This window comes from Apibacter muscae (genome assembly GCF_007845595.1).
Taxonomy (GTDB): domain Bacteria; phylum Bacteroidota; class Bacteroidia; order Flavobacteriales; family Weeksellaceae; genus Apibacter; species Apibacter muscae.
Genome location: NZ_SELI01000014.1, coordinates 128,346 through 141,333, shown reverse-complemented (window position 1 = coordinate 141,333; position 12,988 = coordinate 128,346). Strand labels below are relative to the sequence as shown.

Annotated in this window: 12 protein-coding genes; 4 read left to right on the top strand and 8 right to left on the bottom strand. The window is 28.1% G+C overall.

Features of this window, described 5'->3' with window-relative positions; genetic code table 11:
- Positions 1 to 53: 53 nt before the first annotated feature.
- Together ETU10_RS00870 and ETU10_RS00865 are read left to right on the top strand one after the other, a co-directional pair.
- Positions 54 to 1,943 (top strand): RecQ family ATP-dependent DNA helicase, encoded by a 1,890-nt coding sequence (locus ETU10_RS00870; protein ID WP_146309357.1) that lies wholly within the window; start codon positions 54 to 56, stop codon positions 1,941 to 1,943.
- 24 nt (positions 1,944 to 1,967) lie between these two features.
- A complete protein-coding gene (locus tag ETU10_RS00865; RefSeq protein ID WP_146309356.1) occupies positions 1,968 to 2,627 on the top strand; it encodes a uracil-DNA glycosylase in 660 nt (219 codons plus the stop codon).
- Positions 2,628 to 2,645: 18 nt separating this feature from the next.
- Here the strand turns inward: ETU10_RS00865 and ETU10_RS00860 are convergent, their stop codons facing one another.
- The 8 genes from ETU10_RS00860 to ETU10_RS00825 form a co-directional block, all read right to left on the bottom strand.
- The gene (locus ETU10_RS00860) at positions 2,646 to 3,530 is read right to left on the bottom strand and encodes a hypothetical protein (RefSeq protein ID WP_146309355.1); all 885 of its coding nucleotides are present in this window, start codon (positions 3,528 to 3,530) and stop codon (positions 2,646 to 2,648) included.
- 96 nt (positions 3,531 to 3,626) lie between these two features.
- The gene (gene lptC / locus ETU10_RS00855; RefSeq protein ID WP_146291251.1) at positions 3,627 to 4,205 is read right to left on the bottom strand and encodes an LPS export ABC transporter periplasmic protein LptC; all 579 of its coding nucleotides are present in this window, start codon (positions 4,203 to 4,205) and stop codon (positions 3,627 to 3,629) included.
- 118 nt (positions 4,206 to 4,323) lie between these two features.
- The gene (pyk, locus tag ETU10_RS00850; RefSeq protein ID WP_146309354.1) at positions 4,324 to 5,754 is read right to left on the bottom strand and encodes a pyruvate kinase; all 1,431 of its coding nucleotides are present in this window, start codon (positions 5,752 to 5,754) and stop codon (positions 4,324 to 4,326) included.
- Positions 5,751 to 6,227: an IPExxxVDY family protein gene (locus tag ETU10_RS00845; RefSeq protein WP_146309353.1), complete on the bottom strand. Its 477-nt coding sequence runs from the start codon at positions 6,225 to 6,227 to the stop codon at positions 5,751 to 5,753. Before ETU10_RS00845 ends, pyk begins: the two co-directional genes overlap by 4 nt.
- Complete coding sequence (locus ETU10_RS00840) at positions 6,224 to 6,964, bottom strand: ribonuclease III domain-containing protein (RefSeq protein ID WP_146309352.1); 741 nt, start codon at positions 6,962 to 6,964, stop codon at positions 6,224 to 6,226. The genes ETU10_RS00845 and ETU10_RS00840 overlap by 4 nt, the downstream gene beginning before the upstream one ends.
- A gap of 16 nt (positions 6,965 to 6,980) precedes the next feature.
- The gene (gene fabF, locus ETU10_RS00835; protein WP_146261172.1) at positions 6,981 to 8,231 is read right to left on the bottom strand and encodes a beta-ketoacyl-ACP synthase II; all 1,251 of its coding nucleotides are present in this window, start codon (positions 8,229 to 8,231) and stop codon (positions 6,981 to 6,983) included.
- A gap of 22 nt (positions 8,232 to 8,253) precedes the next feature.
- Positions 8,254 to 8,493, bottom strand: coding sequence for an acyl carrier protein (locus tag ETU10_RS00830; protein ID WP_055424989.1), 240 nt, complete (start codon positions 8,491 to 8,493; stop codon positions 8,254 to 8,256).
- Between the two features lie 164 nt (positions 8,494 to 8,657).
- Positions 8,658 to 10,046 (bottom strand): glucosyltransferase domain-containing protein, encoded by a 1,389-nt coding sequence (locus ETU10_RS00825; protein WP_185145026.1) that lies wholly within the window; start codon positions 10,044 to 10,046, stop codon positions 8,658 to 8,660.
- A 353-nt stretch (positions 10,047 to 10,399) separates the two neighbouring features.
- Here ETU10_RS00825 and ETU10_RS00820 point away from each other — a divergent pair, with 353 nt between their 5' ends.
- Both ETU10_RS00820 and ETU10_RS00815 read left to right on the top strand, forming a co-directional pair.
- Entirely contained in the window at positions 10,400 to 11,095 is a 696-nt protein-coding gene (locus tag ETU10_RS00820) for a 3'-5' exonuclease (RefSeq protein WP_146291263.1), read from the top strand.
- Positions 11,096 to 11,280: 185 nt separating this feature from the next.
- Positions 11,281 to 12,951, top strand: a complete 1,671-nt coding sequence (locus ETU10_RS00815) for a DUF6909 family protein (protein WP_146309350.1) — start codon at positions 11,281 to 11,283, stop codon at positions 12,949 to 12,951.
- The last annotated feature ends 37 nt before the right edge of the window (positions 12,952 to 12,988 follow it).

Below are 12,988 nucleotides of genomic sequence, written 5' to 3'. Positions count from 1 at the left end.
TTATATAATGGATTTACAATTTAAAAATTCATTTTAGTTATCTTTGTATTATCATGGATATGTCTCTTCCTAATCAGGTATTGGAGTATTATTGGGGATACAAAGATTTTAGATATCCCCAAAAAGAAATTATTCTTTCAATTTTAAATAATAATGATACTGTTGCTTTACTTCCAACGGGTGCAGGAAAATCCATTTGCTATCAAGTTCCCGCTTTACTTAAAGAAGGGGTATGTATTATCATTTCACCTCTATTAGCTCTTATTAAAGATCAAGTTTTTCAACTTAAAAGGCGTTATATTCCTTCAGATTTTATTTCTTCCGAGCAAACAGCTGATCAACATCACATTATATACAATAAACTTAAAAATAATGAATTAAAATTACTGTATATTTCCCCTGAAAGACTTTTGAATAAACAGTTTTTAGAAATTATCTCTGATATTAAGGTTTCTTTTATTGCGATTGATGAAGCTCATTGTATTTCAGAGTGGGGAAACGATTTTCGCCCATCGTATCAGCAAATTCATTCATTTAGAGAATTTATAGGATCCCACATTCCTTGTATTGCTCTAACTGCCACAGCCACAGAGAAAGTTCTTTCTGAAATAATTATCAAACTTAAACTAAAAGATGTTGAAGTTTTTAAAAAATCATACAAAAGAGAAAATTTATCTCTTCAAGTTGTAAAAGCTGAGGATAAAATTTCTCAAATAGTTAGGATTCTTAACAAGTACAGGGGATCAGGCATCATATATTGTAGAACAAGGAGTGAAACTAAAAACTTATGCTCTATTTTAAGAGGTAAAGGGTATTTGGTTGATTTTTTTCATGCGGGTCTGTCTCCTAGTGAAAAAGTTAAGAAACAAAAAAATTGGACTGAAAGTGATTCTTTAATTCTTATATCCACCAACGCTTTTGGTATGGGTATTGACAAAGAAAATGTAAGATGTATTATTCATTTTTCACCTCCTTATTCATTAGAAAATTACTACCAAGAAGTAGGTAGAGCGGGTAGGGATGGAAATCTATCTCATGCCTTCTTATTATGGAACGATTATGAATTTTCTAATTTATCTTCTTTTTTATTACAAACCATTTGCTCTTACAACGATTATAATAAGATTATTAAATACTTATATACATTATATGGAATAGCTCCTTCGGAAACTCCTGAACATATATTTGACTTTGATCTTAACTATTTCCAAAAATATACTAAAATTCCTTCCACGAGAATTATACCTATTTTAGAGTTTCTTAATAATAGCTCAATTATTAACTGGAGATACGAACCTGGGGATAGTATTATACAATTAAAATTCCCAATTGAAAGACTTGATTATCAATCATTTGGTAAGGATACTTGGATTTTTGACGAAATTTCTAGAAAAATTACCGGTGTTTTTTCTTACCAAATTAAATTCAATGAATCTAAACTTGCAAACGTTTTAAGAATTTCTTTGGAAGAATTGCGTAAATTTTTAACTAAATATAGTCAAAGTGGTGATATTTTTTACGTAGATGGAAATAAGCAAAAAATACAATTTCTTACTGCTAGAAATGATTCTGATCTTTTAAATGAATTCTGGAAAAAATTTAATCAAATACAGAATAATAAATTATTAAAATATAAAGAATTAGAATTTTTTATTCAGAATAAAAAGTTTTGCCGTATGCGATTAATTCTAGGTTATTTTGGAGAAAAAGAAAAAGAATCTTGCGGTAAATGTGATATTTGTTTATCTAAACAAACTTATAATTCTCTAACAAATTCTGAAAATTTATTTCAATTTATAAAAGTAAGTCCTAGGACTAGACAGGATATTTATGATGAATTCTATTGTCATACTTCTGATGAAATTCATGATCTCTTACAAGAACTTATAGGTGAAAATAAAATAAAAGTATTAAATTACAATACTTATTGTGTAAATAACTAAATCATTAATCGCCTAGTTTTATTTATGGATATTAAAATTGAAAAATCTTGGAAAAAAGTATTAGATCAAGAATTTGAAAAACCATACTTCAAAAGTTTAATTGAATTTGTTAAAAGTGAATATAAAAACCATGTTTGTTTTCCTAAGGGCAAAGATATTTTCAAAGCTTTTGAATTAACCCCTTTCAATGATGTTAAAGTGGTTATTCTGGGACAAGATCCTTATCATAACTTTAATCAAGCTATGGGATTATGTTTCTCTGTACCTGAGGGCACGGTTTATCCTCCTTCTTTAAAAAATATTATAACTGAACTGAAAGATGACATGGGAACTATTTTAAAATCTGGAGATTTATCTTATTGGGCAAACCAAGGTGTTTTTATGTTAAATGCTACTTTAACTGTTAGGGCACATATAGCAGGTTCTCATCAAAAAAAAGGTTGGGAAATTTTCACGGATAAAGTCATTGAGAAAATATCTGAATTAAAAAATAACGTTGTATTTATTTTATGGGGGAGTTATGCACAACAGAAAACTAGTTTAATAAACACAGATCAACATTGCATAATTAAATCTGTTCACCCTTCTCCTTTATCTGCATACAGAGGATTTTTTGGATCTAAACCATTCAGTAACGCAAATAAATATTTAGCATCTAAAAATTTATCCCCAATTCAGTGGTGAATCAGGGATGTGTCTTAATTATTTATATGAACTTTCTTTTTTTAAATCTTTCTCTAATTGTTTCTTAATCTTTTTCTGATTTTTTTCATATTGCTTTCTATCTTTCGGAGACATCGAATTTACATCTGGACTAAATAACTCGCTTATATCTTGGTCTTTTAAATCTTCTGCTGTTATTATGATATCGCCAGGTTGACTAACGGCAGTGGTCTCAGATAAATTTATAGTGCTTTTAAGTTCACTAGTATTCGTTTGATCTACAGGCTTAGCAATATTTGTTTGGGAAGAGATATCTGAATTTGTAGACTTTTCTAATTTTATAACTTTGTTATCCGTAAAACTTTCATTTTTCTCTTGTTTATTAGGTACTACAGCCTCTTCAGTTACATAGGATTCTTGCTTGTTTGAAATATTATCCTGTGTTACAATATTTTCCTGCTGTGATTCTAATTTTGGGATGACTACTTCTTCTAATTCTATATTTTTCGTTGTAGTAGTTATATTTTCTTCATAAACTTCTGAAGGTTTAGATATAGGTACGTTTTTAACCTTTACGCCTTCTTTAGATCTTAATACTGACATGGGTTCTTTAGAGTAATTAGATTCTTGAGTGACATTTCTTACTACTACTCCATTACTTAGTACCCAAAGCTCATTACCATTTGCATCTGTAGTTCTAAAAATTGTAGGATTGGAGGGATTTTCTGCTTTCTTACCACTATTTTCTGCTAACAAAATTTGTTGCTGAGTCATTATTGCTTCTTTTTTCTCAACATCTATAGCACTACCTTCTTGCTTAAGAATATATCCTTGCTGGGAACTAGTTTCTTCTTGTACTTCCTCAAGTTGTGCATAAGAAGTTATAGACAATAATATAATAGGAAGAGTATAAATTTTTTTCATAACCACCAATATCAATTACTTATATTTAATTTTACTAAATTACAATTTTTTATATTTAAATGAACAAATATAAATATAAAAAATTGTAATTTATCTTTATTCTTTATCTACTTCATTATTATACGGCAAAGTTCCTTTATTATTTTTAAGTTTAAAATTTTTAAAATCTTCAGTTGCTTCGATTCCGTTTGAAGATATATTTGTTGTCACTCCATCCGCTCTATATATTTTAACTGTATCGTCTGAATATATTTTCCTCAACTTCTTATCCCAAAATAGGTGATTTGTTTTTAAAGTATCTTTGTCCGAATTTATTACCACTACATTATTCTTAGCTTCATACCACCCTTCAGATTCAATAATTTTAGCATAGTTAGCCATTAAATATATGGGTTCATCTTTATCCCTTTCAATAAACTCTACTTTTAAACCTTTGGGAAATAAGGTGAAGGGTGTTTTTGTAAATTCATATTCTTCAATCAAAGGAGATTTAAGTTTAACTTTTATATATACTGAATCATGCAATGTTAAATTTGCGTTTAATATCTGCCTTGATGGAAAATCTAAATTCTTTTTTTCTAATTTTTTAGATTCATCGTCTGTGCAAGAGTTAAAATAAAATAGTAGGTAAATAATTAAAATTATAAATGATAATTTTCTACTAATTTTAAACATAATGTTTTTTAATTAAAAAATCTTTTGACTTATTTAAAATTCATTTTATTTATAAATATACAATTAAAAAAGGTTATTCAATTCTTGAATAACCTTTTTTATTATATACTGAAAAATTTTATGAGATCTGTGTTAACCTTAAGGTATTGGTTAATCCATTTCCAAAAGAAGGCATAGCATTTAAATTAATTACATAATCTTTAGATTTGATTATACCCCTTTCTTTGACCATTCTATTTACTTCTACAACTGTTTCATCGGTACTTTTTAATCCTTCGTACAAGAATGCTTGTACACCCCATAAAAGATTTAACATAGTAATGATTCTTTTATTACTCGTAAAAACAATAATATCTGCTAAAGGTCTATGGGAAGAAATTTGAAAAGCTGTATATCCAGATTGAGTCAACGTAATTATTGCTTTAGCATTCACCTGACCAACCATATCTGCAGCATTATAACAAATTGTATCCGTAATATATCTTTCAGAGCCTTGAACTGGTTTATGTTGTGGAATTCTTATACATTCATCTTCTTCAACACTGTTAATGATTTTTGACATGTTTTGAATTACTTCCACCGGATGTTTTCCTACAGATGTTTCTCCACTTAACATTACAGCATCTGCTCCGTCTAATACTGAATTTGCAACGTCATTCACCTCAGCTCTGGTAGGGGTTAATCCATCAATCATGCTTTCCATCATTTGTGTTGCTATAATTACAGGTTTACATGCAATCTTACATCTTTTAACTAGATTTTTTTGAATTAATGGGACTTGTTCCATTGGAATTTCAATTCCTAAATCCCCTCTTGCAACCATAATACCATCAACTGCATTTACTATTTCTTCAATATTTTTTACAGCTTCTGGCTTTTCAATCTTTGCAATAATTGGAATTTTGTGATTGCAATGCTTTTGTATTAATTTTTTTAGGTCATTTACATCATCTTCATGCCTAACAAAAGAAAGTGCGATCCAGTCAAAATCTAATTTTATTGCAATTTCAGCATCTTTTATATCTTTTTCTGTTAAGGCTGGTAAAGATATTTTTGTATTTGGTAAGTTAACTCCTTTTTTAGATAATAATGGTCCACCTTGAATTACTCTTGCTTTAACTTTATCTATTAAATTGGTTTCAATTACTTCAAATATCAATTTACCATCATCTAATAATATTCGCTCACCGACCTTTACGTCCTTAGCGAATTCATTATAGCTCATATAGACTTGTTGAGCGTCTCCTTCTATTTTCTCATTGGTAAATGTGATAATGTCTCCTTGATTTACAACAACTCCAGGCTTAACTATTCCTAATCTAAGCTTGGGGCCTTGTAAATCTGCCAATAGAGCCACACTAAATCCATGCTCTTCATTGATTTCTCTTACTAACGTTACCCATTTCTCTGCTATAGATTCTTCTGCATGTGAAAAATTAACTCTAATCACATTTACACCAGACTTAAACATATTTATTAATATTTCTTTGTCTTCTGATGCTGGTCCTATAGTTGCTACTATTTTTGTTTTTTTATTATATAAATTCATTCTTCTATTAATATCAAATTTTCAAGATTATTTTTTTTTATTTTATTTAAATCAACTACTTCATAATTACTTATAAAATTAAATTTCTTCAAAGTTACATAAAACTCTTCACTCAATAAGAAATCATATTTTAAGAAGTAGTTAAAAAATTTATATTCCGGCACTAATATTTCAATAATTTCTGAATGGTCAAACAATTCATTTTTTTCTTCTTTAAATAACGGATAAGAGGTATTACTTATTAATTCAATGTTTTGTTTAGTTTTAATATCATAAAATTTATAGGCTGAAAAACTGTATTCATTTTCATCTTTATAGATTTTATGATCTCTAATTCTCTTAAAACTAAATGAAAAAAATTTATTAAGTAAAAATACAAACCTGTAGTCTTTACTTACATTTGTCTTTATACCTAGTAATTTAAAATCAAATATTGGATCATCGTCCTCCCATGTAAGGGAATACAATTTCATAATTTATTGATTTTATTATTTAATTTATAATAAGCTCTTTTTGAAGCTATTTCTTCGGCACTTTTTTTTGAACTAGCCCTACCTTTAGAAATGATTTGATCATTAAGCTTAATGACAGAATCAAAAATTAAAATATTTTCTGCATTATCCTCTTGAGAGGTTTCAAAAGTAATGTTAAATTTATTTTTTTGAGCCCACTCGAGTATATAACTTTTATAGCTGGTTATCTTGTTTTCTAAATTTATAAGATCATCAGTATTAATTAATGTCCTTTCGATAAATTTTTTTGAGAAAATAAATCCTTTATCCACATAAATGGCTCCAACTAAAGATTCATATAAATTTCCTTCAATATTTTTACCTAAATTTGTGTTTTTTCTTTTGTTTAAATATGTTGATAAATTTAATTTTTTTCCTAGCAGGTTTAATGCGCTCCTATTAACCATTTTAGATCTCATTTGGGTTAAATAACCCTCATCTTTGTTTGGAGCTTTATGGAATAAAAAATCAGAAACTACCGTTGAAATGATTGAATCACCTAAAAATTCAAGTCTTTCAAAATTTTTATCATCACTATTTAATGAAGTATGTGTAAAACATTCATGAAAAATTTCAATACTAATTGGTTTATAACCAATTAAAATTTCGATTTGCTTTTGAAATGCTTTTTCTTGGATTGAAAAGTTTTTCTTTTTAGATATTATGGAATGGAAAATATTTTTCTTCCAAAAATTCATTATTTAAAAAAATATTTTAAATCTTTTTAAATATCACACATGCATTGTGACCTCCAAATCCGAAAGTATTACTTAACGCATAGGTAATATTTTTTTTCTTTGCCTTATTAAAAGTCAAATCCAGTTTTTCATCTATTTCCTCATCATCTGTAAAATGATTAATTGTTGGAGGGACGATATCGTTACGAATTGCTCCTACACAAGCTAATGCTTCAATAGCCCCAGCCCCACCTAAAAGATGACCTGTCATAGATTTTGTAGAATTTATTTGAATATTATATGAATGCTCTCCAAACAATTTTTTTATCGCCTTTATTTCAGCTAAATCGCCTAAAGGAGTTGATGTACCGTGAAGATTTATATGATCTATATCTGTAATAGAAATATTTGCATCATCTAAAGCATTTTTCATTACATTATAAGCTCCTAGTCCTTCTGGATGCGGTGCTGTCATATGGTACGCATCGGCACTTAAACCACCAGCAACAAGTTCAGCGTATATAGTTGCGCCTCTTCTTATCGCATGTTCGTACTCTTCAAGAACTAAAGTCCCTGCACCTTCCCCTAAAACAAATCCATCTCTGTCTTTATCAAACGGCCTAGACGCTGTAGAAGGATCCTCATTTCTTGTAGACATTGCATGCAATGCATTGAAGCCACCAATACCACTTTCACAAATTGCAGCCTCTGATCCGCCAGTTACAATTACATCTGCCTTTCCTAAACGAATAAGCATTAAAGAATCAATAATTGCATTAGACGAAGAAGCACATGCTGACACTGTAGCATAATTAGGTCCCATAAACCTATATTCCATAGAAATAAGTCCGGGTGTCATATCAGCAATCATTTTAGGAATAAAAAAAGGATTAAATCTAGGCATACCATTTCCTAACGCAAATTCACTAACTTCATGTTGAAAAGTAAATAACCCTCCTATTCCTGAACCCCAAATCACCCCAACTTTAGCTTTATCCAAGTCAGAATATTCTAAAAGCCTACTATCTTCAATAGCTTCTCTTGAAGAAATTATTCCTAATTGTGCACATCGATCATACTTACGAATGTCCTTTTTCCCGAAATAATCTTCAGGATTATAATTTTTTACTTCGCAGGCAAACCTTGTCTTAAAATTTGTTGCATCAAATAGAGTAATTGGACCTGCTCCACTAACACCATTAAGTAAAGCCTCCCAATATTCTTGAAAAGTGTTACCTAATGGGGTTATAGCACCAAGTCCAGTCACTACTACTCGCTTTAAAGCCATATTTTGATGTCTTTGTGTGAAATTATTGTTTGTTTACTTCTTCGATGTAAGAAATTGCTTGTCCTACAGTAGATATTTTTTCTGCTTGATCATCAGGGATTTGAATATCAAATTCCTTTTCAAATTCCATAATTAACTCCACTGTGTCTAATGAATCAGCCCCTAAGTCATTTGTAAAACTTGCTTCTGGAGTAACCTCGCTTTCATCTACTCCTAATTTATCAACAATGATAGCTTTTACTCTTGATGTAATGTCAGACATAACCTTTAAAATTTTATTTATTATAGTTCAGTTGGCAAATATAAAATTTTTTTTTCTAAAATAATATTTTTTCAGCTTTTTGAATTATCAATTTATTTAAATATTATCAATTAAACTTTTTAATAGAATATTGAAAAGTTAATATAAGGCATAAAGTAGATGTTTTATTGATTGGTCTTTAACTCCTTTTTATTAAACCATATAACATAATCATTATTTTCTTTATATATATTGTACAAATTTTTCTTAATGGTAGGGTTATCTTTAACTTTATCTATATATTTCTGCCCCTCGAAAATGGATGGAATATTTATGTTTAAATTATGAAATTCAAATAAACCTGCCGTCATAATGTTTGCTCCTGCATCATTCCCAAAAGAATTAAGAATAAAAGGTACTTCCATAAATTTATTTTTTTCCGTGAACTGAATAACTTGACTTGGCATGGGAGCTCCGTTAAGCAAATATACATTATCATCATCTTTAATATTTAAGTTATTTAAATCATAACTTATCTGTGTGAATAGATATTCATTGTAGGTTTTCATTATGGACAATGAAGCTCCATAGGAATATGATAGTGAAAAAAAATATAAATATGGAAGTACTAAAAGAAATTTCCAATATCCTTTCAAAAATGCGTTAATACAGTAAAATAAGAAAACTATGAAAATAGATGTTGCTATTAACATTCTTGGCATGTAAGCTATATTTTTCATGAATAGCAAAATACCTGGAACACAAAGTGCAATCGCTAAAGGAGATAATATAAAAATGATCTTATTTAACTTGTTCTTATTTAATCTTATGTTTTTAAATATAAATATATACGAGATTAGGAATAGAACTATTAAAACTATTAAATATAAAAAACTAAAGTGAAAATAAAAATTAGCTAAAATTGTTATAATATTTTTGAAAAATAGGATTAATCCATCCAAATTAAATGGAATATTTTCTTTCATCCCTTTAATATAAAAATTCTCACCGCCGTTTAAGTATAATTTTATTACCAATACATAATATAAAATATAGGCAATTATGGCTATTAAAATGGATTGTAATAAATTTTTAGCTGAATTCGAATGTGAGTTTTTATAATCTGAAATATAAAATAGAAAACATACTGAAAAATATATATTTATAGAGGCTTGATACATTCCTAAGGCTACAAAAACCATTAGAATTTTAATAACTATGTATTTCTTTCCTTTAATTTCGGAATAAAGAATTGCTAAAAGAATTGAAAATGCCATAAAAACACTATCAAATCTATAGGATAAATTCTCTAAGAATAAAGGGCTACACAAAACTGGGAGTACAATTAAATATGAAATTATATTAAATTTCATATTCATCCTTTCTATAAGAATCATCAATGCTATTGTTATAAAAATGCATGACAAGATTGTCGTTAATGGAAACAAGTCAACCGGCGCTCCCAAAGATATAATTGTATAAAAAACATCTGCAAAAGGTCTCCCTATGTAAGACCAGTATTGAAACTTATTGACTCTAGACATATCATCAATAAAATATACATTTGCTAACATTAGAGGAAAGACATAAAATATACCTAAAACTAATAATATGAAAAACGAATTTCTGTTTTTATAAAAAAATACCATATAAACATTAAATTTGCCCCTAAAATTAAAAAATTTATCATTATTTTTAATTAATCCATGATTTTTTTAATTCATTTACAAAAAAATGTCATTTGTACAATTAAAAAAGATCTGATTAACAATACCTTAACCTTGTATTCATTTTTTTTAGAATTTTAACTATTAATATCAGATTATTTTTAAAAAAAATAAGAATTTTAAATCTAGTTTTTTATGACAATTTTTTATCCTTAATTTAATAATTCTATATTTTTGAAATAAAAAAATATTCTTAATCCATGATATCTACTTTACCTTTAAGAAATATATTGTTTATTGATTTAGAAACGGTTCCAGAGCATGAAAATTGGAATGAATTGTCTGACAGAACTAAAAAGCTCTGGGAAGTAAAAACTCAATTTCAAAGAAAGGAAGAAATCTCTGCTGAAGAATATTATTACGATCGTGCCGGTATACTTTCTGAATTTGGAAAAATCATTTGTTTAAGTTGTGGATTAATAACGGATGATAATAAAATAAAAATTAAAAGCTTTTACGGTTCAAACGAGAAAAATATCCTTAACAGCTTTAATGAAATGCTAAAGGCTAAATATTTTAAATCAACATTACTATTATGCGCCCATAATGGGAAAGAATTTGACTTTCCTTTTATTGCAAGAAGAATGTTAATTCATCAAATTGAGCTTCCGAACATTCTGAAAATTCAAGGAAAAAAGCCTTGGGAAATCCCCCATTTAGACACGATGGAATTATGGAAATTTGGAGATTATAAACATTATACTTCGTTAGATTTACTAGCACATATATTCAATTTACCCTCCCCTAAAAATGAAATGGATGGTAGTGAAGTTTCAAATGTATTTTATAAAGAAAAAAATATTGATAAAATAAAAAATTATTGCGAAAACGATGTTGTAACATTAATTAATATTTTTAGAAAAATGAGGTATGAAACACCTTTAAATAGAGAATAAACTAAAAATACAATTTTATTTTTGATATATCTTGCTTATTAGAATACATTTATCTATAGATAAATTTTATTCAACACATTTTGAAAAATATCTGTTAATTAAAACTTTATGTATTTATAGTTACTCAACCAAAAATTAACTCAATGCATAATTCTTATTTATTAACTTTGTTAAAATACCAAAAAATGACAATTTCTAAAGCAAGAGAATCAACCGATATAATTGAAAGACTATACATAACTATGCGCCATCTTTTTAATAGAGGCGGATTTAAACCCTCTGGAACTTCTGGAATTGAACTTAGAAATTATTTATTAAAATTAAATCCAGAAATCTATGGTACCCTTGCAGAACCTGAAAAAGTTGAGCTTAATGGATTGATTTATGTATTAGATCGTTTGCCCAAAGGAATTGAGGAATGTTCATATATATATCTTTCTTCCAACGAAGGCTTAGATAAATCTACTTTCGAACCTATTTATCCTAAAAAAAGAAGGAGAACTTGTTATAGAATTGATGATCATCAAATGAACATTGAAGTTTTATTAGGTCGTTCTGAAATATACGATATTTTAACACATTTAACCTTTTTATACAATGAAGCTGATAAAATTCGAAAAAAAACACATGACTTTAAAGGCAAAGCAGGAAGAATATGGAAATCCATTGAAAAAATTGCTTTAAACCAAGAACCACTTGAAAGAATTGAAAGAGAAATTGTATTAGCACATTTATCAACAATACTAGGAAGAAGCTTTAATGAAATCGTTCAAACTTACAATAGTTTTAGTGAAAATAATGATCCTGATCGTTTTATAAAAGTTATCTATCATTTGGGAAATGTTAGTAAAAATGATTTTAACAACACGCGTAAAAGAGAAATATTTTTTAGTTCAATTTTAAAGGAACGTGTAGGCCATCACCTTTTTGGTGAAAGATGGGCAATAAACCTAAAAAAAACGTTAATTAGCAATAATCTTATAAATAAAAAAATACATATTATAAGTTCAAATATGCATAGTGTATGCAATATGCTTTATGCACATGAGGCTTTAAACAAAAAATATGATCTTTCGAATGAATTGAAACTTTATGAAGAATTAAGTAAAAACTTTAATCTTGTTTCTAAAGTAAACGAACATGCCAAAGAGCATGGTATGATATATATACATGACGATAGTGGATCCAACATTGATGTTCAAATCTTTGATTTATCAAAAATTAATTTAGATAACTCTCCTTTTAAAAATCTTAAAAATATAAATTCCGATGATCTACTCATCGTTTTTGATTATGCGTTCGGTGAACAAGCTTTTGAAATTATGGATGAGCAATTACGACCTTTAGAAATTAATAATGAAAAAAAGAATCTTAATGTAGAATCGATATCTATATTAGGAAAAGCAGGAATTTTAGTAGGAAATAAAGGAGATATAATGATTCCAAATGCTCATATTTTTGAAGGAACTGCTGATAATTATCCCCTTCATAATGAATTATCTATATCGGATTTTGACGGATACAACGTTCAAACTTACAAAGGTGCAATGATAACCGTTCTAGGTACATCTTTACAAAACAAAGACGTACTCACCTATTTTATGGATACATCTTGGAAAGCAATAGGTCTGGAAATGGAAGGAGCTCATTACCAAAAAGCCATTCAAGTAGCTTCTAAAATAAGGAATCACATCAATAAAAACGTTAAGTTGCGTTATGCTTACTATGCTTCTGACAATCCTTTAGAAACCGGGAGCACTCTAGCCTCCGGAGGATTGGGACTAACCGGAGTTAAACCTACTTATTTAATTACCCAAAAAATATTAGAACAGATATTCTCAGACAAAAACCAATAAGAATTGAATCACTGGCTAATCGTAAATGTTTTAAAAA